Annotated in this window: 18 protein-coding genes; 7 read left to right on the top strand and 11 right to left on the bottom strand. The window is 58.6% G+C overall.

The genetic code is table 11. From position 1 onward, the window contains the following. Positions 1–29 precede the first annotated feature (29 nt). The 5 genes from betA to ACR0D7_RS03815 form a co-directional block, all read right to left on the bottom strand. Entirely contained in the window at positions 30–1688 is a 1659-nt protein-coding gene (gene betA, locus ACR0D7_RS03795; RefSeq protein ID WP_480677800.1) for a choline dehydrogenase, read from the bottom strand. A 73-nt stretch (positions 1689–1761) separates the two neighbouring features. Continuing rightward, positions 1762–3270: a choline-sulfatase gene (gene betC, locus ACR0D7_RS03800; RefSeq protein WP_480677801.1), complete on the bottom strand. Its 1509-nt coding sequence runs from the start codon at positions 3268–3270 to the stop codon at positions 1762–1764. Next, on the bottom strand, positions 3267–3839 hold the full coding sequence (betI, locus tag ACR0D7_RS03805; RefSeq protein ID WP_480677802.1) for a choline-binding transcriptional repressor BetI: 573 nt from the start codon (positions 3837–3839) through the stop codon (positions 3267–3269). Before betI ends, betC begins: the two co-directional genes overlap by 4 nt. A 91-nt stretch (positions 3840–3930) precedes the next feature. Further along, the gene (locus ACR0D7_RS03810) at positions 3931–4839 is read right to left on the bottom strand and encodes a DMT family transporter (protein ID WP_480677803.1); all 909 of its coding nucleotides are present in this window, start codon (positions 4837–4839) and stop codon (positions 3931–3933) included. Between the two features lie 40 nt (positions 4840–4879). Then, on the bottom strand, positions 4880–5479 hold the full coding sequence (locus tag ACR0D7_RS03815) for a LysE/ArgO family amino acid transporter (protein WP_480677804.1): 600 nt from the start codon (positions 5477–5479) through the stop codon (positions 4880–4882). Positions 5480–5565: 86 nt separating this feature from the next. Here ACR0D7_RS03815 and ACR0D7_RS03820 point away from each other — a divergent pair, with 86 nt between their 5' ends. Together ACR0D7_RS03820 and ACR0D7_RS03825 are read left to right on the top strand one after the other, a co-directional pair. Continuing rightward, on the top strand, positions 5566–6456 hold the full coding sequence (locus ACR0D7_RS03820) for a LysR family transcriptional regulator ArgP (RefSeq protein WP_480677805.1): 891 nt from the start codon (positions 5566–5568) through the stop codon (positions 6454–6456). A gap of 120 nt (positions 6457–6576) precedes the next feature. Then, positions 6577–7266, top strand: coding sequence for a nitroreductase family protein (locus ACR0D7_RS03825; RefSeq protein WP_480677806.1), 690 nt, complete (start codon positions 6577–6579; stop codon positions 7264–7266). A 112-nt stretch (positions 7267–7378) separates the two neighbouring features. Here ACR0D7_RS03825 and ACR0D7_RS03830 read toward each other — a convergent pair whose 3' ends face one another. Next, positions 7379–8119, bottom strand: coding sequence for a YebC/PmpR family DNA-binding transcriptional regulator (locus tag ACR0D7_RS03830; RefSeq protein WP_170383321.1), 741 nt, complete (start codon positions 8117–8119; stop codon positions 7379–7381). A 110-nt stretch (positions 8120–8229) separates the two neighbouring features. On the opposite strand from ACR0D7_RS03830, the gene ACR0D7_RS03835 reads away from it, so the two are divergent. The 4 genes from ACR0D7_RS03835 (at position 8230) to ACR0D7_RS03850 (ending at position 13356) form a co-directional block, all read left to right on the top strand. Beyond that, positions 8230–10002 carry an SLC13 family permease gene (locus tag ACR0D7_RS03835; protein ID WP_480677807.1) on the top strand — a complete coding sequence of 591 codons (1773 nt, stop codon included), beginning with the start codon at positions 8230–8232 and terminating at the stop codon, positions 10000–10002. A gap of 16 nt (positions 10003–10018) precedes the next feature. After that, positions 10019–10753, top strand: a complete 735-nt coding sequence (locus ACR0D7_RS03840) for a glutamine amidotransferase (protein WP_480677808.1) — start codon at positions 10019–10021, stop codon at positions 10751–10753. A 72-nt stretch (positions 10754–10825) separates the two neighbouring features. Beyond that, positions 10826–11683 (top strand): bile acid:sodium symporter family protein, encoded by an 858-nt coding sequence (locus ACR0D7_RS03845; protein WP_480677809.1) that lies wholly within the window; start codon positions 10826–10828, stop codon positions 11681–11683. A gap of 11 nt (positions 11684–11694) precedes the next feature. After that, a complete protein-coding gene (locus ACR0D7_RS03850) occupies positions 11695–13356 on the top strand; it encodes an FAD-binding dehydrogenase (protein WP_480677810.1) in 1662 nt (553 codons plus the stop codon). Positions 13357–13366: 10 nt separating this feature from the next. Here the strand turns inward: ACR0D7_RS03850 and ACR0D7_RS03855 are convergent, their stop codons facing one another. The 3 genes from ACR0D7_RS03855 to ACR0D7_RS03865 all read right to left on the bottom strand — a co-directional run bounded on the left by ACR0D7_RS03855 (position 13367) and on the right by ACR0D7_RS03865 (position 16883). Then, on the bottom strand, positions 13367–14107 hold the full coding sequence (locus ACR0D7_RS03855) for a YbaY family lipoprotein (RefSeq protein ID WP_480677811.1): 741 nt from the start codon (positions 14105–14107) through the stop codon (positions 13367–13369). 91 nt (positions 14108–14198) lie between these two features. Beyond that, positions 14199–15977, bottom strand: a complete 1779-nt coding sequence (locus tag ACR0D7_RS03860) for an SLC13 family permease (RefSeq protein WP_170383331.1) — start codon at positions 15975–15977, stop codon at positions 14199–14201. A 90-nt stretch (positions 15978–16067) separates the two neighbouring features. Continuing rightward, positions 16068–16883, bottom strand: a complete 816-nt coding sequence (locus ACR0D7_RS03865; RefSeq protein ID WP_480677812.1) for a TIGR00282 family metallophosphoesterase — start codon at positions 16881–16883, stop codon at positions 16068–16070. Between the two features lie 88 nt (positions 16884–16971). Here ACR0D7_RS03865 and ACR0D7_RS03870 point away from each other — a divergent pair, with 88 nt between their 5' ends. Further along, complete coding sequence (locus ACR0D7_RS03870; RefSeq protein WP_480677813.1) at positions 16972–17205, top strand: putative hemolysin; 234 nt, start codon at positions 16972–16974, stop codon at positions 17203–17205. 5 nt (positions 17206–17210) lie between these two features. Here the strand turns inward: ACR0D7_RS03870 and ACR0D7_RS03875 are convergent, their stop codons facing one another. Beyond that, entirely contained in the window at positions 17211–17774 is a 564-nt protein-coding gene (locus ACR0D7_RS03875) for a 5-formyltetrahydrofolate cyclo-ligase (RefSeq protein WP_480677814.1), read from the bottom strand. Beyond that, positions 17771–19165, bottom strand: a complete 1395-nt coding sequence (gene mgtE, locus ACR0D7_RS03880) for a magnesium transporter (RefSeq protein ID WP_480677815.1) — start codon at positions 19163–19165, stop codon at positions 17771–17773. Before mgtE ends, ACR0D7_RS03875 begins: the two co-directional genes overlap by 4 nt. Positions 19166–19242: the final 77 nt, after the last annotated feature.

The following is a 19242-nucleotide window of genomic DNA, read 5'->3' on the forward strand; positions in this document are numbered from 1 at the left end:
TGCCACACCCCGCTTTGACGCGGATCAAATCACCGCTGCGCTGTCGCCCATGCAGGGTGAATCCACGGGCGGTCATTGGCTTTTGGCAGTGACTCCTTGCCCAACAGGTGATCCGATATCTTCTCCCCTACCATGATCGACGGCGCGTTGAGGTTGCCGTTGGTGATCTGAGGGAAAATCGAGCTGTCGGCAACACGCAAGCCCTCAACACCGATCACGCGGCCCTCAGGGTCTACCACCGCGTTTTCGTCATCTGCGCGGCCCATGCGGCAGGTGCCGCAGGGGTGATAGGCGCTTTCTGCATGTTCAGCGATAAACCCATTCAGTTCCTCGTCCGTCTGCACATCAGCACCCGGTTGGATTTCCTTGCCCGCATAGGGTTTGAACGCGTCCTGACCGAAAATCTCGCGGGTCAGACGGATACATTTGCGGAAATCCTCCCAATCTTTTTCGTGGCTCATATAGTTGAACCGGATCACCGGCGCATCCTCGGGCTGGTCCGAGCGCAGTGTGACCGCACCACGCGAGGGCGAGCGCATCGGCCCCACATGCGCCTGGAAGCCATGCCCTTCGGCCGCGGCCTGCCCATCGTAACGCACGGCGATCGGCAGGAAGTGATACTGGATATCCGGGTATTCCACCCCCGGATTGGACCGAATGAATGCCGCGCTTTCGAACTGGTTCGATGCACCAAGCCCGGTTTTGGTAAACAACCATTGCGCCCCGATCAGGCCCTTGCTGAACAGATTCCAGTGCTTATACAGCGTGATCGGCTGCAGCGAAGCCTGCTGGATATACAGTTCCAGATGGTCCTGTAGGTTTGCACCCACGCCGGGGCGGTCAGCAACAACCTCAATTCCATGCTCTGCCAGATGAGCCGCCGGACCGATCCCCGACAACATCAGCAACTTGGGAGAGTTGATCGAGGACGCGGCAAGCACCACCTCGCGTCGAGCGCGGATGATCTCCTTGTTACCGCCACGGATCAGCTCAACGCCGGTCGCACGGCCGTTTTCCATGACCACGCGCGACGCCAGACCACGCACGATATCGCAATTGTCGCGCTTTAGCGCAGGTTTCAGGTAAGCATTCGCTGCAGACCAGCGCCGCCCTTTCCAGACGGTCTGCTCCATCGGGCCGAAGCCTTCCTGTTTTTCGCCGTTGTAGTCGCCTGTAACTTCGTAACCCGCCTGCTGCCCAGCATCGACAAAGGCTTGGAACAGAGGATTCTCACGTGGGCCGCGCGACACATGCAGCGGTCCGTCTTTACCTCGCCACTCTGCATCACCGCCATGACCGCCATCGTGCCATGTTTCCATGCGTTTGAAATAGGGCAGCACGTCCGAGTATGACCATCCATCGGCGCCCATCTCGGCCCAAGTATCAAAGTCACGCGCATGGCCGCGCACATAAACCATGCCGTTGATTGAGGACGACCCGCCAATCACTTTGCCGCGTGGGCAGGCCAGTTGGCGATTGTTCAGGTGTGGCTCGGGCTCGGACCGGTAACCCCAGTCATACATCGGCATGTTCATCGGATAGCTCAGCGCCGCGGGCATCTGGATGAACGGCCCGGCGTCGGTGCCGCCATGTTCGATTACCAATACCGAAGCTCCGGCTTCGCTTAGGCGATAGGCCATTGCACAACCGGCGGATCCGGCGCCAACAATGACGAAATCTGCTTCCATTTTCAGGTCTCCATGACCCGCCGAGCCTGTTTAAGGCGCCTCCGGCGGGAGTATTTTCAAAAAGGTGAAGAGGCTATTCGCCACGTGGAAAACGGGCGTTTTCCTCAACGACATTCAGATCCATGTGATTGCGCATGTACCGCTCGGATGCTTTCTGCAGCGGCTGGTAATCCCATGGGTAATAACCACCCTGCCGTAGCGCCTCATAGACAACCCAGCGACGAGCCTGACTGGCGCGCACATCCGCGTCGAATTGATCCAAATCCCAGCGAGCCTCGGATTTCGCGCGAAGGGTTTGCAGAGTTCCGGCATGAGCGGGATCACCAGCAAGGTTGATCTGTTCGTGCGGGTCAGCCTCAAGATCGAACAGTTGATCCGGGTCCAAGGCGCAGCGGTTGTATTTCCATTTGCCATAGCGCAGCGAAACCAATGGGGCATAAGACGCTTCAGCCGCGTATTCCATGGCCACCGGTGCGGTACGCTCATCCCCCTTCGCCAAAGGCACAAGGTCTTCACCATCTGTCCAAGGTGCGATTTCGGCCATATCGACACCCGCCAATGCGCCCAGTGTCGGGGTCACATCAATTGTCGAAACCGGAGTATCGATCCGGCCCGCAGGCAGATCCGGGGCCGAGATCATCAGCGGCACGCGCGCCGAGCCTTCATAAAAGTTCATTTTGAACCATAGGCCCCGTTCCCCCAGCATATCTCCGTGGTCCGAGACAAAGAGGATGATCGCCTCTTGCCGCGTTGTTTCCAGCACTTCCAGAATCTCACCAATCTTGTCATCCAGATACGAGATATTCGAGAAATAGGCGCGGCGAGACTTGCGGATATCTTCTTCGGTAATGTCAAAGCTGCGCCAATCATTGGCGTCGAAGATACGCTTGGAATGCGGGTCCTGGTTGTCATAGCCAAGGTCTGCGACTTCGGGCAAAAGGTGTCCGCAGTCTTCATACAAGTCCCAATATTTCCGACGCGCCACATAGGGGTCGTGCGGATGGGTGAAGCTGACGGTCACGCACCACGGGCGGTCGTCCTTGCCGCGCGCCAGATCGTAAAGCTTGACCTTCGCGTTGTAGGCGACCTCGTCATCATACTCCATCTGGTTGGAAATCTCGGCCACACCCGCGCCCGTTACCGAGCCCATATTGTGATACCACCAGTCGATACGATCGCCCGGCTTGCGATAGTCCGGCGTCCAGCCGAAATCAGCGGGATAGATGTCGGTGGTCAGGCGATCCTCGAACCCGTGCAACTGATCGGGACCGACAAAATGCATCTTACCGGACAGACATGTGTAATACCCGGCGCGACGCAGATGATGCGCATAGGTGGGAATGTCGCTGCGGAACTCGGCCGCGTTATCATAGACCCCGGTTCGCGAAGGTAGCTGGCCCGACATAAAGCTCGCCCGCCCCGGTGCACAGAGTGGCGAGGCTGTATAGGCGTTGGCAAACCGGGTCGACCGTTCCGCCAGTTTCTTCAGGTTGGGCGCATGCAGCCAGCCCGCGGGACCGTCAGGAAAGAGGGTTCCGTTAAGCTGATCCACCATCAGGATCAGAATGTTCGGCTTTGTCATTTTTCAGCCTCGAGCAGAGTGTTGAGGACACGCATTGCGTGGTTCACCGCCAGTTGCGGTTCTTCCGGGGCGCTCAGCGCAGCGCGGATATAAAGACCGTCGATCAGGGCGATCATGTTCTCGGCGGCCTCAACCGGATCGCGCATCAACGGGCGCAGAGCGTCGACCAGGTTGGATCGGATACGCGCCTGATAGATCTGCCACAGACGCAAGGCGTCATCGTTGGTCTGGGCCAGGACGTAAAACGTCATCCATGCCGCGATCACATCGGGCGTAAAACAGGACGGCGCAAAACAGGCCCGGATGACGGCCTGGGCCCTCTGTTTCGGGGCAGATGCTCTCAATTCTCCCCGCGCTTCATTCCCGAAATCGGAAAGGATGCGGCGCATGGCCGCCAGAAAGATCTGATCCTTGCCGCCGAAATAGTGATGCGCCAATGCGCTGGACATTCCTGCCCGCTTGGCAATCTGGCTGACGGTCACATCGAGGGACTTTTTCGAGCCAAGCTCGGCAATCGTCGCCCTGACGATCGCGTCACGGCGGATCGGTTCCATTCCGAGTTTCGGCATAGCTGTCCCCTTCCTGCGGCTTGATAGGAAGAACGCTACGAAGTTTTTATTGACCCGTCAATCAATAACCGTATGTACGCGCTGAAAGTCGCTAGAGCTTGGGCGCGATGCTTGGCGTCGTCAGGTTACTGCGATTTAGAACCGCCTCTCGCCAAGCGATAAAACTTACGGCGGACAGGATCAGCGTACCCCCCGCAACGACCCATATGTCAACACTTTCGTGGAAGACCAAAGCACCCAACAACGTGGCCCAAATCAATTGCAAAAATGTTACCGGCTGCGTGACCGCCACCGGGGCTGCCTGCAACGCCAGCGTCATAAAGTAGTGACCAGCGGTGGCGAAACTCGCGACCAGAAACAACACTCCAATGTCGCGCCAACTGGGCGGCTCCCAAACAGCGATGGCAAAGGGTATCAACCCCAGCGTTACCCAAATCGACAGATGCGCGACGACAACTGCGGGCGGGATATCACGCACCAGCAGTTTGGCCAGCAGGTAAGACCCGCCCAGCATCAGTGCAGTACCCAGCATGGCCAGATGGCCGGTCGAAACCTCGCGAAAACCAGGCCGCAGGATGATCAGAACTCCGATCAGAGCCACCAAAATCGCGGCGACCCGGCGAAAAGCCAGTTTTTCGCCGAGAAACAACGCCGCCCCCAGCGTGACATAGACCGGTGTCATGTAGTTCATGGCCGTAACCTCGGCCAAGGGGATCTGTGTCATCGCGTAGAACCACAACATCACGGCAACCGCGTGAATAATCCCGCGCACGCCGAACAGGGTCACGAGCCGGGGCGTCAGGCGCGTTGTCAGGATTGCACGCAACGCTGGCAGCAGGAAAACAAGCCCTAGAACATATCGCAAAAATGCCGCCTGGATTGGATTCATGGTCGTTCCCAGCGATTTGACCAGGGCCGTCATCACCACAAAGGATATCCCGGCTGAGAACATCCAGAACATGCCCGCAAGGGGGCGGTAAGAGGCGGCAAGCTGTGTCATGCCGAAATCTGAACACTGAAATCCGGGCGGGAACAACCCTTCACATGGCAACAAGTTTCAGAGCAATACTCAGCATGACGAAGCCGATCACTACATCCAGAACCTGCCAAGCGCGCGACCGGGCAAAGACGGGGGACAAGACCCCTGCCCCGTAACCCAGTGAAAAAAAGAACACGAAACTGGACAGCATCGCACCCGCGGCAAAGGCCATACGGTCGTCATACTGAGCCGAGATCGAGCCGATCAGAACAACCGTGTCCAAATAAACGTGCGGATTCAGCCATGTAAAAGCCAACACGGTCAACAGAACCGACCGCAAGCTGGCACGCTGACCTTTACCCACATCCATCGCAGCCCCTCCGCGCCAGGCCGATTGCAGGCTGCGCAGCCCGTACCACGTCAGAAAGATGGCTCCGCCGTAGCGCATTGCCGTTTCAAACCATGGCGCCGCCTCTGCCAAGGCACCGAACCCCGCGACACCCGCAGCGATCAGAATAGCGTCGGACACGGCACAGGTCAGGCACAGTGGAAACACATGCTCGCGCCGCACACCCTGCCGCAATACGAATGCGTTTTGCGCACCAATGGCAAGGATCAGGCTGAAGCCCAGCGCGAAGCCAGCGAAAAGAGATGGGGACATGCGACCTCCTGCGTTCTGATGCGTTGACTACGGGCATTGGGTCCATCTATCAAATTAAAGATGCTAACCCCAATTAAGTTTAACTAATGCTTCTTGATCCCATTCACCTGTCGGCTTTGTCCTCGATCCTGCGCCACGGCAGCTTTGACGCCGCCGCCGCCGAGCTTGCAGTAACACCGTCTGCCATCTCGCAGCGGATCAAAGCGTTAGAAGACCGTGTCGGCGCTGCCCTGATCAACCGAGGGACACCTTGCACCGGCACCCCGGCCGGACTGCGCATCGCGCAGCATGCCGAAGACATTGGGCTGCTCGAGTCCCAGCTGGCCCAGGAACTGACGCTGAAGCAGGCGACCGGTCCGGCACGTGTTCGAATAGCCATACCCGCCGACGTTCTGGCCACCTGGTTCATAGACGCCATGGCTTTGGTTGATGGGCTGTTGTTCGACCTTGTTCTTGACGATCAGGACCATTCGGCAGAATGGCTGAAGCGTGGTGAGGTTAGCGCCGCCATAACCGTGGGCGGCCAACCCGTTTCCGGCTGTGACAGCTTTGCCCTCGGCAATCTGAGATATATCGCAACCGCCGGCCCGGATTTCATGCGGCAATGGTTTTCCACCGGCGTTAACGAGCACACGCTGGCCCACGCGCCCTGCCTGACCTTTAATCGCAAAGACAGCCTGCAAAGATCGTGGATTGCCGCACAGACTGGACGCCGGATCACACCGCCCTCACATTACCTGCCCTCATCGCAAGGTTTTGTGGACGCGGCGATCGCCGGTTTGGGCTGGGGGATGAACCCTGTTGGACTGATGCGGCCCGCGCTGGAGGACGGGCGTTTGTGTCCGCTAATGCCGAACGCGCCGCTGGACGTACCTTTGACATGGCAGGTCGGTCGCGTCCTTGCCCCGGCGTTGGCTCCTCTGACTGCTGCAGTCCGGAAAGTGGCAAGGGATGCCCTTTTGCCAGAACAATCGTAACATCTTCCTACGGGTCAGAGCCCGTGTGACGACCGTGCCCCGCGCGTTCTTGCTATTGCCCCCCATGTGCTAGTGGCTGTAGCACTGACCCCGCAAGCGGCACACTTTCGGAGCAACCACATGTTTTCGCGCGACTCTCTTAGTTACGACCCAATCCCCCTGCCGAACCGCAGCACATTCACCGACGACGAGATGAAAGGCGCGGCACTCGCGTTTTACAATAGGATGCGTCAGCGACATACGGTAAGGGATTTTGTGGACCGACCGGTTGCGCGAGAAGTGATCAAAACCTGCATTCGCACTGCAGGTACCGCGCCTTCAGGGGCCAATCATCAGCCCTGGCATTTCGCAGCAATTTCGGATGCCGCGCTGAAGCTGCGAATTCGCGAAGAGGCCGAAGAGGAAGAACGTCGGTTTTACGCCGGTGGTGCCGGAGATGAATGGATCAAGGCGCTGGAACCCATCGGCACGGATGCGGTCAAGGAACATCTGACGGTGGCCCCGTGGCTGATCGTGGTCTTTGCCCAGCGCTGGGGGCAGTTCGAGGACGGAACGCGGTACAAAAACTACTACGTGCCGGAAAGCGTGAACATCGCCACGGGCTTTCTGCTGGCAGCGTTGCATCACGCCGGGCTGTGCACCCTGACTCACACGCCTAACCCTATGCGGTTTCTGAATGACGCGCTGAACCGGCCCGCGTCTGAAAAACCGACAATGATTATTGCAGTTGGGCACCCGTCGGAAACTGCGACAGTTCCCAGTGTCGCCAAGCTGAAGAAACCGCTGGACGAGATTTCGTCTTTTTTCTGATCTCTGCCTTACCCGCAAAAAACATGCTTTTGCCCAAAGCCGCGGCAACCGACGGCTGACACAAAAAAACCCGGCCAGATGGCCGGGTTCCAAAAGTCGGTCTTAGTCCGGCTTAAAGCTGGGCCATGACCTCATCCGTCGCTTCGAAGTTGGTTGTGACGCGCTGCACGTCATCGTCATCTTCCAGCGCATCGACCAGCTTCATTAGTTTTTGCATATCTTCCAAACCCAGCTCGGTCGTGGTGGTGGGCTTCCACACCAGCTTGGTCGATTCCGACTCGCCCAGAGCGGTTTCCAGCGCGTTCGACACATCGTTCAGATCGGTATCGGCACACCAGATAATATGTCCATCTTCCGAGCTTTCGACGTCTTCTGCCCCGGCTTCGATCGCGGCTTCGAAAATGGTATCCGCGTCGCCGGCGTCCGCCTGATAGACAACCTCACCTTTGCGGTCGAACATGAACCCGACCGAGCCGGTCTCACCCAGATTGCCGCCATTCTTCGAAAACGTCGAGCGCACGGTGGATGCGGTCCGGTTGCGGTTGTCGGTCATCGTCTCGACGATCACCGCGACGCCGTTCGGGCCATAGCCCTCGTACCGGATTTCTTCGTAATCGTCGCCTTCGCCCGCAACCGATTTCTTGATCGCGCGGTCGATCACGTCCTTGGGGACCGAGTTCGACTTGGCCTCTTTCACCGCCAGACGCAGGCGCGGGTTCTTGTCGGGATCGGGGTCGCCCATTTTTGCAGCGACAGTGATCTCTTTCGACAGCTTGGAAAACAGCTTGGACCGTGCGGCGTCCTGACGACCCTTGCGGTGCTGGATATTGGCCCATTTTGAATGGCCTGCCATGGTGCGTCCTCGTGATAGTGATTGCGTATTCGGCGCTCATATAGACGTTTGCGGGGGGCAGGATCAAGAGAGCGGCTTGCGAGACGCCCCCTTGTGGGTATGGTGACCCAATGACGACAGATCAGATTATTCTTTTTGCCCTTTTCGCCACTGTTTTCGGAATGCTTCTGTGGGGGCGATTTCGGTATGATCTTGTGGCGTTTTCCGCATTGCTGATCGGGGTTGTTTTGGGCGTGGTGCCCGTGGATGACGCTTTTGCAGGATTTGGCCACCCGGCCACCATCATTGTCGCGCTTGTTCTGGTGGTATCAGCCGGATTGGTCCGCTCGGGGGCGGTGTTCCTGATCACGCGCACCTTGGTCGACGCATCGCGCGGGTTGGGTGCCCATATCGCGCTGATGGGCGGAATCGGTGCTGTTCTGTCGGCATTCATGAACAATGTGGCCGCGCTGGCCCTGCTGATGCCCGTCGACATCCAGACCGCGCGCAAGGCCGGACGATCTGTGGGTCTGACCCTTATGCCGCTGAGCTTTGCCACCATTCTCGGCGGTATGGCCACGCTGATCGGGACACCGCCAAACATCATTATCGCCTCGATCCGGCAAGAAACACTGGGTGAGCCGTTTCAGATGTTCGACTTCGCCCCTGTCGGAGGGGTAGCCGCCATTGCCGGACTGGCCTTTGTGTCGCTGATCGGCTGGCGGCTGATCCCGAACCGTGGCCCGCAGGAGGAAACGTCCGAGGCGCTGGCCGAATACATCGCTGAACTAACCATCCCTCCGGACTCCGCACATATAGGCAAGCGGGTCAGCCAACTATACGAAGCAGCCGAGAAATCCGACGTCGCCATCATCGGCCTGATCCGTGACGGCAAGCGGCGCTATGGGCGATCCGCCCATGCGACATTGAAAGAAGGCGACGCACTAGTGCTGGAAGCCCGCCCCGAGGCATTGGATGAATTCCGCGCCGCGCTGAACCTAGATTTCTCGGATACGCGACGTCAGGAGTTGCTGACCGCCGAGGGCGACGGCTTGGAGGTGATCGAAGTCGTCGTCACCGAAAGCGCGCGCATCACCGGACGCACCGCGCAGGGGCTAGGGCTGGCTTGGCGGCAGAGTACCGTGCTGATGGGCATCTCGCGTCAGGGCCGCCGGATCACTGAACAGGTCCGCAAGACCGAGGTCGAGGCGGGTGACATTCTGCTGCTGCTCTGCCCTCGCGACCGCAGTGCCGATGTGACCGAATGGTTGGGCTGCCTGCCGTTGGCCGAGCGTGGGCTGAACGTCACCGCCAATGACAAAGCATCGCTGGCCATCGGCCTGTTCGCTGCCGCCGTGCTGGCGGCCAGCGTCGGGCTGATCTATCTGCCAATTGCGCTGGGGTTGGTTGTGGTGGCCTATGTGCTGACCAAGATCATGCCGATTGCCGATCTCTACAATCATATCGAATGGCCTGTGGTCGTGCTTCTGGGCTCCATGATCCCTCTGGGCAGCGCCTTGGAGACTTCGGGCGGCACTGAACTGATCGCCAATGCGCTGGTGCAACTGACCGACGGCCTGCCCGCTTGGGCGATTCTGACCGTACTGATGATCGTTACCATGACCCTGTCGGACGTGCTGAACAACACCGCCACGGCAATCGTTGCTGCCCCTGTCGGCATTCAGATGGCGCGCACGCTTGAGGTGTCGCCCGACCCGTTTCTGATGACGGTCGCCGTTGCGGCGTCCGCCGCGTTTCTCACCCCAATCGGGCACAAAAATAACACTCTGGTGCTTGGACCCGGCGGTTATCACTTTGGGGATTATTGGCGCATGGGGCTGCCTCTGGAAATCCTCATTGTCGCGGTTTCCGTCCCCGCCATCCTTGTCTTCTGGCCGCTTTGACGGGTAAGGGCAACGCATGAAACGATTTCTTATCCTGCAACTGCGCCCGGAAACCGAGGCATCGGACGCCGAATATGCCTCGATCCTAGATAAAACCGGTCTATCACCGGAACAGACGCACCGCATCCGACTGGATTGCGAGGATCTGCCCAACGGGCTGAACGTGACCGACTATGCCGGTGTTATCGTCGGTGGCGGGCCTGGCTGCGTCAGTGATGATCCGACGACAAAATCCGAGGTCGACGCGCGGGTTGAAGCGTCCATCATGGGCCTGATGCCGCAGATCACCGCAAATGATCATCCATTTATGGGCTGCTGCTATGGGCTTGGTATTCTGGCCGCACATCTGGGCGGGGATGTCAGCAAAGACCAGTTCGGAGAACCCGTTGGCCCATCAACCTGTCACCTGACAGATGAGGGCGCGCGCGATCCACTGACTGCCGGGCTGGGCGACAGATTCGACGCATTTGTCGGCCATAAGGAGGCCGTTCAGGCCCTGCCCGATGGCTGCGTGCATCTGCTGGCCTCTGATCCCTGCCCCTTTCAGATGATCCGCTGGGGCCAAAACGTCTATGCCACGCAGTTCCACCCCGAGGCTGACGCACGGGATTTCGAACAGCGCATCAATATCTACAAGAATTTTGGCTATTTCCCGCCCGAGGATGCCCAGCGCCTGATTGATATCTGCCACTCAGCGGATGTTACCAAGCCCGGCGAAATCCTGCGCCGCTTCGCCCAGCGCTACATGTGACCTAACGGCGCTGTTGCCTGCGCCATGAACCCTCGCTTAGGCTGATCCGAATGGCTTTGGGAGGAGTTGTACTTGGATTTGCTTATAAATGTCGGCCTACCGCTTTCGCTGGCCATTATCATGCTGTCTCTGGGCGTCGGTCTGCACGTCGATGATTTCAAGCGCGTACTAAGCCGAGGTTACCCCTTTGCTATTGGCGCGCTGAGCCAAGTCGTACTGCTGCCCATTGCGGCCTTTGTCATCGTCAAACTGTACGCCCTGCCACCTGAAATCGCGGTGGGCTTCATGCTGCTCAGCTTTTGCCCCGGTGGTGTTACAAGCAACATCCTGTCAAAACTGGCGAGGGGCGATGTTGCACTTTCCGTTAGCCTGACGGCGGTGATCAGCCTGCTGTCCATGATTACAGTCCCTGTGCTAGCCGCTTGGTCGATCGCCCATTTCATGGGTGAAGACGCCCCTGAGGTTTCAATCACCGGACTGGCCATCGCCATGTTCCTTATCACCACCCTGCCCGTGGCCATTGGCGTCAGTCTCAGACACTTCGCAACAGGATTTGCGCGAAAGATCGAAGGTCCGTTGTCGAAGGCTGCCACCGGTCTGTTTGTCCTGATCGTTCTGGCCGCCGTGACTGGAAATTGGCAACTGCTTGTCGACAACCTTGGGATTATGGGGGCTGGGCTGATATCCCTATGCGTTTCCCTGTTGCTGATTGGGTTGGGGCTGGCTCGTTTGGCAAAACTGTCATGGGATGAAAGCAAGACGATCTCAATCGAAACTGGAATCCAGAACTCGACATTGGGGATCACGCTGGCAGCCTTGATCACGGGCACTGAAAGCGGGTTCAGCCCACTGGCCCTGCCCTCGGCTGTTTACGGGATCATGATGTATGTCGTGGCCCTGCCTTATATCGCTTGGCTTCGTAGCCGCTGAAAGGACGCGACATGACCAACAACACTGCTGACGCCATCGTTGTCGGGGCGGGTCTGGCCGGTCTGGCGGCTGCGGCCGAGCTGGGCGATCGCGGCAAAAAAGTAATTGTGCTGGATCAAGAGCCCGAGCATTTTCTGGGCGGGCAAGCGCATTGGAGCCTTGGCGGCCTTTTCATGGTCGACACACCGGAACAACGGCGCATGGGCATCAAGGACAGCCACGAGCTGGCCTTGCGCGACTGGATGGGTAGCGCGCAGTTCGATCGTGACGAAGACGCCTGGCCCCGCAAATGGGCCGAAGCCTATGTGGAATTCGCCGCCGGTGAGATGCGCCCTTGGCTGCATGAGATGGGCTTACGCTGGTTCCCCATTGTTGGTTGGGCCGAGCGTGGCGGGTCTTATGCGGATGGTCATGGCAACTCTGTGCCTCGGTTTCACATCACCTGGGGCACGGGTCCGGGTGTTCTAAAGAACTTCGTTCGCCGGGTGCGCGAACACGTCAGCGCCGGGTTGATCGAGCTGAAGTTTCGCCATCAGGTCAGCCACATCATCATGCAGAACGGCTGCGCCAAGGGTGTCTCGGGCGAGGTTCTGGCAGACGACAAAGCATCCCACGGCGCCAAGACCAATCGTGATGAGGTTGGCGAGTTCGAGGTCTATGCCCCTTCGGTCATCGTCACCTCGGGCGGGATCGGCGGCAATTTCGAGATGGTGCGCAAGAACTGGCCGCGTGATCGGTTGGGCGAACCGCCCAAAGATATGGTGGCTGGCGTCCCTTTCCACGTCGATGGCCGCATGATCGGCATAAGTGAAAAGGCGGGCGGGCATGTGATCAACGGCGACCGGATGTGGCATTACACTGAGGGCGTACGCAACTGGAACCCGATCTGGCCGTCGCATGGCATCCGTATCCTGCCCGGCCCCAGTTCGATGTGGTTCGACGCCCGAGGCAATCGGCTAAAGCCGCCCTGCATGCCGGGGTTCGACACGTTGGGAACGCTGCAGGAAATCCTGAAAACCGGCTATGAATACAGTTGGTTCGTGTTGACCCAGAAGGTGATCAAGAAAGAATTCGCCCTGTCCGGCTCGGAACAGAACCCCGACATGACAGAGGGCGGCTGGCGCGAGGTGCTGTTTCAGCGCGTGCTAACCGGTTCAAAAGCCACTGCGCCGGTCGAAGCATTTAAGGAGCATGGCGAAGATTTCATCGTCGCCAATACCCTGACCGAGCTGGTCAGCGGCATGAACCAGCTTGGCGGCGGGTTGATCGACGAGGCCCATCTGCGCGCCCAGATCGAGGCGCGGGATTCACAGGTCGACAATCCATTTACCAAGGACGCGCAAATGGCCGCCATTCTGGCCGCGCGAAACTACCGGGGGGACAAGCTAATCCGAACCGCCAAACCGCATAAGTTCCTTGACCCGGCAAATGGCCCCCTGATCGCCGTGAAGCTGCATGTGCTGACGCGTAAGACCCTGGGTGGGCTACAAACCAATCTGGACAGCCAGATGATCGGTGCGGATGGTCAAGTCGTCCCCGGCCTGTTCGCAGCCGGAGAGGTCGCCGGCTTCGGCGGCGGCGGTTACCACGGCTACAACGCGCTAGAAGGCTCGTTCTTAGGCGGCTGCATCTTCTCGGGCCGAAATGCCGGACGATCAAGGGCCGTCGCGTGACGGCCCCACCCTATTGAGTGCGGCCAAACTTAATGACCGGTTCACCCGCTGCATTGAGAAACGCCAATGCGTCGCCTTCCATCGCATAGGTGGTAACGCCCTGCAGGGTCTTGAAGAACTGCCGTTCGACCTCCTCCAGCTCCGGAGGGCAGGCCATTAGCGTGGCAGCCATATTGTCGGGAAATGAGATAGACGCGCCTGAAATTTCGGCCTGACCGTTAAACCGGTTGCACCCACCGCTACCCGAAAAGGCACCACCCATTGCAAATGAAATCTCGGGGCGGCGTTCAGTCTCAATTGGTGCGCCATTCAGAACAGCGGCGGTCCATTTCGTATCCTCAAGCATGGCGCTCCCCTGAACCTGTACCAGCGTCAGATCGGCAGAGTTCCCCGCCCCATCAGTCAAAACCGGATAGGCCGTGTCCGTCGCAAACAACAGATCCTGCCCCTGATTGATCGTAGCGCGCACGACGTAGCGGTGGCCGTCCTTGATCAGAGCGTCATCAAACGTCAACTCGAACTGCGCCGGAACACCCGTCATGGCAAAGCGTTTCGCGGCAAGTGGAACTGCAGGAGCGTCGGCCAGCGACACGTCTTGAAGCTCAACATACAACGTCGCGTCCGGTGGCACAGCGATCCGCTCGCGGTAAGTGGCGGTTCCAGACACTGTTCCGGCATGACCTTGGCTGCCCAAAATAGTCAGCGCAAACGCACTGACGACTATAACCTGACCGAGCTTTGGAAATGGCATGACACAATCCTTTTTTCGCTTACGTAAAAGATTGTGGCCGGGCCCTTATTTACAAGACCGACCAGTTCAGATCGGCAATTCCATGCCTGCTTTACAATGGCCAGATCAGCGGGATCAGCAGCGAGGCCAATAAGCCAACGGTTAAATTCAGCGGAACGCCGACCTTCAAAAAATCAACGAACCGATACCCGCCAGGACCATACACCATCATGTTGGTCTGATAGCCGATTGGCGTCGCAAACGAGGCCGAAGCAGCCACCATCACGGCCACCACCAGCGGACGTGGATCGATACCCACCGCCTGCGCCAACCCTATGGCGATCGGCGTCACAACCACGGCCACCGCGTTGTTCGACACCAACTCGGTCAGTACCGAAGTCAGCAGGTAAACTGCCCAAATGATCAGGAAGGGCGGCAACGCGCTGAGACCGGGGGCAATCGCTTCGACAATCAGAGAAACGGCCCCGGATTTATCCAATGCTGCACCTATGGCGAGCATGGCAAAGATCAGTGCCAACAAACGGCCTTCCACAAAAGAGAACGCCTCATCCGCGTCGATGCAACGGGTCAGCAATACTACAGCAACCGCCAGAATTGACAAAAGCAGGATTGGCGCCACTCCCAAAGCGGCCAGCGCGACGATCCCTACAAGCGAACCAATCGCGATCGGCGCGTGGCTGCGCCGGAACGCACGCGCCGAGGGCTGCGTGACGTCCACCATATCCATGTCGGCCGCCAGTTTCTGAATATCTGCCGGGGCGCCTTCCAACAGCAACGTATCACCGACCCGCACCACCAGATCGTCAAGCTGACGACCGATATTCTGGTTCCGTCGATGCACCGCCAGTACATATACACCATAGCGGCGACGCAGACGCAGCGTGCCCAGCGTACGCCCCACCATGCGGCAGCCCGGAGTAATCAGCACCTCAACCGTCTTGGTTTCAACCGCGGAAACCTGATCGACGCGCTTTAACTCCTTATTGCTTTGCAAGCTCAGCAATTCTGTCATCTCGGTTCGCAGGACAACGCGGTCGCCAACCTTTAGCTCAACACCTTTCAGGTTGCGCCGCAACGAGTCGTCGCCACGAACAACGTCAATCAGACGAACACCGGGTCGTTTGAACAGCTGAACACCGGTGACTTCGCGCCCGATCAGGTTGCTATCAGGGGGAATGACAGCTTCGGTGAAAAACTTCATCTTGGAACGGTCAGACAGAAGTGAGGCCATACTGTCCCGCTCTGGCAGCAGGCGCGGCGCGATGAAACGCAGGTAGAGCATGCCGTAGATTACCAGCGCAATGCCCAGCGGCGTGACCTCAAATATCGTGAACGCCGTCATGCCCTGCGACCGGGCCACACCATCCACCAGCAGGTTGGTCGACGTACCGATCAGGGTCAGGGTTCCACCCAATATGGCCGCGTAGCTGAGTGGAATGAGCAGTTTCGATGCCGGAACGTTCAGCGTGCGTGCGATCTGCACGAACACGGGGATCATCACCACCACCACTGGCGTGTTCGATACCACGGCCGAGGCCAAGACAACAAAGGCCATCAACAGCCCAATGGCGAAACGCGGGTTTACCTGTGCCTGATTTTGCGCCGTCTTGGTAAACGCGTCCAACGCCCCTGTACGCACCAAGGCTCCCATGATGATGAACATCGCCGCAATGGTCCAAGGCGCCGGGTTTGACAGAACCGCCAGCGCGCTTTGATACGGCAATATGCCGGTCACCAGCATGATGGCGACGCCGCCTATGGCAACAACCTCGGTCGGGTATACTTCGCGAAGGAACAGGACAAACATGCCCGCGACCACCAAGAGCGCCAGTATCGCGCTGCCTGTTTCTGTCAGTTGAAGGAATTGCATTCTTGGTTTTCTGTCCGAACCCTGGCTTGGCTTATGCGCCCGTCGGCCAGTTTCACGCATTGCGGGCGACAGAGCAAGCCTGACATGACCTTATTGCGGCCCGGCTTGCTGCAATCGCCCGCCAATGCGCACCATTTGCACAGATTTCGCCTGCCCGTCACGGTCATCGGTTTCGACAAACACGCCGCTTAGCGTTGCTTCACCATTGGCGGGAGTAAATCTGGCCTTTGGCATGCCGGTGATAAACCGGCGCATCGGCTCGATTTTATCCATCCCGATCACTGAGTCATAATCCCCGCACATACCCGCGTCGGTCAGATAAGCTGTGCCACCCGGCAAAACCTGCGCGTCTGCCGTCGGCACATGGGTATGCGTACCCACCACAAGACTGGCGCGTTTGTCGCAGTAGTGCCCCATGGCCATCTTTTCGGACGTCGCCTCACAATGCATATCCACGATAATCGCCTGTGCCTGGCCGCCGCGAGGGTGCGATTTCAAAATCGGTTCAATGGCCGAAAATGGGTCATCAAAGGGCCGTTTCATGAAGACCTGTCCCAGCACCTGCACCACCAGCACTTTGCGCCCGCCAGGCGCGGTATACAGGCGATGCCCGCGCCCCGGAGCGCCCTTGGCGAAGTTCACCGGACGCACGATGCGCGGTTCATTCTCGATGAATTGCAGCATGTCCTTCTGGTCGAACGCATGATCACCCAACGTCAGACAGTCTACGCCAGCATCCAGCAGCAGCTTGGCGTGATCCCCGGTCAGTCCCATACCGTTCGAGGCGTTCTCGCCATTGACCACGACGAAATCCAACCGCCATTCGTCTCGCAGACGCGGCAGATGTTGCTGAATGGCCGTGCGTCCCGCACGACCCATGACGTCACCCAGAAAAAGTATTCTCATCCAATCTGTCCTAAGTGTGGTCATTGCCGAGCACAAGCGGTTAAGCTGCCACCATAATCTGCCAAAGCTCTTTAATCAGGAGATTTCGATGACTCGCACCCTAATGGCCATCTTTGGCCTGACCGCACTCGCAGCATGTGATCAGGCCACTGACAGCGATTCCCCCGCTCAACTGGCAAACCCGGCGGCGACTTTTTGCGTCGATAGCGGTGCAACGTACGAAATACGCAACGGTGAAAGCGGCCAGACCGGTGTCTGCATTTTACCGGACGGGCGTGAAGTTGATGCCTGGGACTATTTCCGCGAAAACCATCAGGGCTGAGGCGGTCATCCCGAAAAAGTAAGCACCCGGCTTTCGGTGATCACCATATCCAGAGGCTGATCTGTCGACTCCAACGGAAGCCCTTCGGCCTCTTGCGCGTCAAAGGCGAAACCGATGGCCAGCGTCGGGCGCTTGGCGCGCAACCCTTCCAGCGTTCGGTCATAGAAGCCACCGCCATACCCCAAGCGCCCGCCTTGCGCATCGAAAGCGACCAGCGGCACGACCAGTATTTCGGGGTCAAAATAATCGTCGACCTCGGGCACTTTGGCCCCGAAAGGCCCGTCTTTTAGCGCGCCTTCGGGCGTCCAGCGGGAAAACTTCAAAGGTTGACCAGCCGCCTGAATCACTGGCACACCGACCGGGCCGTAGGCCGAGGCTTCGGCCATTGCCGCCAACGGGTCAATTTCGGTCCGGATCGGCATGTAGCCCGACAGGGGTACACCGCGATGGCCCGCCAACACCTCGGACAAACGCCCAGCCGCGCCGGGCAAGCGCGCATCAAAAGCAGCCTTGCGGCGTGCAAATGCCGCCTTGCGTGCCTCGGCTTTAATTTCGGTCAGATCGGTCACAGTAGTACCACGCTGGCGAGCCCCAGAAAGATGAAGAACCCCATGACATCCGTCGTGGTCGTCACAAACGTTCCGGACGCCAGCGCCGGGTCTACGCCCAGACGGTCCAGCACCACCGGTACTACCGTACCTGCAAAGCCCGCGATCACCATGTTCACGACCAAGGCCGAGCCGATCACGACACCCAGCAAGGGAGAATCGAACCACATCATCCCCACCGTCCCCAGCACAATGGCAAAACACAGACCATTAAGCATCCCGACCAGCAATTCCCGACGTATCACGCGCATTACATTCGACCCGGTCAGGTCGCGTGTTGCCAGCGCCCGCACGGCCACCGTCAGAGACTGCGTCCCCGCATTGCCACCCATCGAGGCCACAATCGGCATCAGGATCGCCAGCGCGACCAATTGATCAATCGCAGCCTCAAACTGAGAAATCACCAATGAAGCACAGATCGCCGTACACAGGTTCACTGCCAGCCACGGCAAGCGTCTTTTACTGGTCGCCGCCACGCTGTCCGAGATCGAGCTTTCGTCGCTAACCCCAGCCAGACGCAGGATATCTTCTTCATGCTCTTCATCCAGAACCACCATGGCATCGTCTATGGTGATTACCCCCACAAGCCGCCCGTCTGCATCAACGACCGGGGACGAGATCAGGTGATACTGGTTGAAGGCATATGCCACGTCCTCCTCGTCCTGATCGACGGGGATTGTGTGGAATTCTTCTTCGGCGATGTCATTCAGCGGCACTTCACGCCGCGTCGCCATCAATTTGCCCAGCGTGACCTGAGCCACTGGCTTCAGCCGCGGATCGACCAGTACGATATGATAGAATTGCTCGGGCAGATCGTCATTGGCGCGCATAAAGTCGATGGCCTGCCCCACGGTCCAGTGCTCGGGCGCCATGACAACCTCGCGCTGCATAAGGCGACCGGCCGAGTTTTCGGGGTAGGACAGCGCCTGCTCGGCTGCGATCCGTTCGGAATCCTCCAGCGCATCAAGGATGGCCTCTTGCTGAGGTTCTTCGAGGTCTTCCAGCAGGTCGACGACATCGTCGCTTTCCATGTCACGCACGGCGTCAGCCAGAACATCCGGTCGCAGCACATCGATGATCTCTTCGCGAACGGCTTCATCCAGTTCAGACAGAATGTCGCCATCAAATTCCTTGTCGTAGAGACGGATCAGGTGGACGCGCTCTTGGGGGCTAATCTGTTCCAGAAGGTCAGCAATATCCGCGGCATGCAGCGGATCCATCAGCTCGATCAGCTTGTCGCGATCGTCTACCTCAACCGCATCCAATATGTCCGCGACGGTCTTGCGATCCAGCGCATAGACGTCTTCGTCACTTGTGGACTCGGTCACGGGTTCATCAAAGCCTGTCGTCATTTCTGCCCCCGTTTTTTCAGTCATTGACCCCTAATTAGAAGAAGCAGCTACCGGAAAACAATGACAATGCGCCGATT

The organism is Ruegeria sp. BB7, from assembly GCF_056539365.1.

Coding starts and splice junctions, on each gene's coding strand:
- betC (WP_480677801.1), bottom strand. CDS start 3,270: ATGACAAAGCCGAACATTCTGATCCTGATGGTGGATCAGCTTAACGGA.
- ACR0D7_RS03855 (WP_480677811.1), bottom strand. CDS start 14,107: ATGCCATTTCCAAAGCTCGGTCAGGTTATAGTCGTCAGTGCGTTTGCG.
- mgtE (WP_480677815.1), bottom strand. CDS start 19,165: ATGACGACAGGCTTTGATGAACCCGTGACCGAGTCCACAAGTGACGAA.
- ACR0D7_RS03860 (WP_170383331.1), bottom strand. CDS start 15,977: ATGCAATTCCTTCAACTGACAGAAACAGGCAGCGCGATACTGGCGCTC.
- ACR0D7_RS03870 (WP_480677813.1), top strand. CDS start 16,972: ATGACTCGCACCCTAATGGCCATCTTTGGCCTGACCGCACTCGCAGCA.
- ACR0D7_RS03840 (WP_480677808.1), top strand. CDS start 10,019: ATGAAACGATTTCTTATCCTGCAACTGCGCCCGGAAACCGAGGCATCG.
- ACR0D7_RS03835 (WP_480677807.1), top strand. CDS start 8,230: ATGACGACAGATCAGATTATTCTTTTTGCCCTTTTCGCCACTGTTTTC.
- ACR0D7_RS03820 (WP_480677805.1), top strand. CDS start 5,566: ATGCTTCTTGATCCCATTCACCTGTCGGCTTTGTCCTCGATCCTGCGC.
- ACR0D7_RS03830 (WP_170383321.1), bottom strand. CDS start 8,119: ATGGCAGGCCATTCAAAATGGGCCAATATCCAGCACCGCAAGGGTCGT.
- betI (WP_480677802.1), bottom strand. CDS start 3,839: ATGCCGAAACTCGGAATGGAACCGATCCGCCGTGACGCGATCGTCAGG.
- ACR0D7_RS03865 (WP_480677812.1), bottom strand. CDS start 16,883: ATGAGAATACTTTTTCTGGGTGACGTCATGGGTCGTGCGGGACGCACG.
- ACR0D7_RS03810 (WP_480677803.1), bottom strand. CDS start 4,839: ATGACACAGCTTGCCGCCTCTTACCGCCCCCTTGCGGGCATGTTCTGG.
- ACR0D7_RS03850 (WP_480677810.1), top strand. CDS start 11,695: ATGACCAACAACACTGCTGACGCCATCGTTGTCGGGGCGGGTCTGGCC.
- ACR0D7_RS03815 (WP_480677804.1), bottom strand. CDS start 5,479: ATGTCCCCATCTCTTTTCGCTGGCTTCGCGCTGGGCTTCAGCCTGATC.
- ACR0D7_RS03825 (WP_480677806.1), top strand. CDS start 6,577: ATGTTTTCGCGCGACTCTCTTAGTTACGACCCAATCCCCCTGCCGAAC.
- betA (WP_480677800.1), bottom strand. CDS start 1,688: ATGGAAGCAGATTTCGTCATTGTTGGCGCCGGATCCGCCGGTTGTGCA.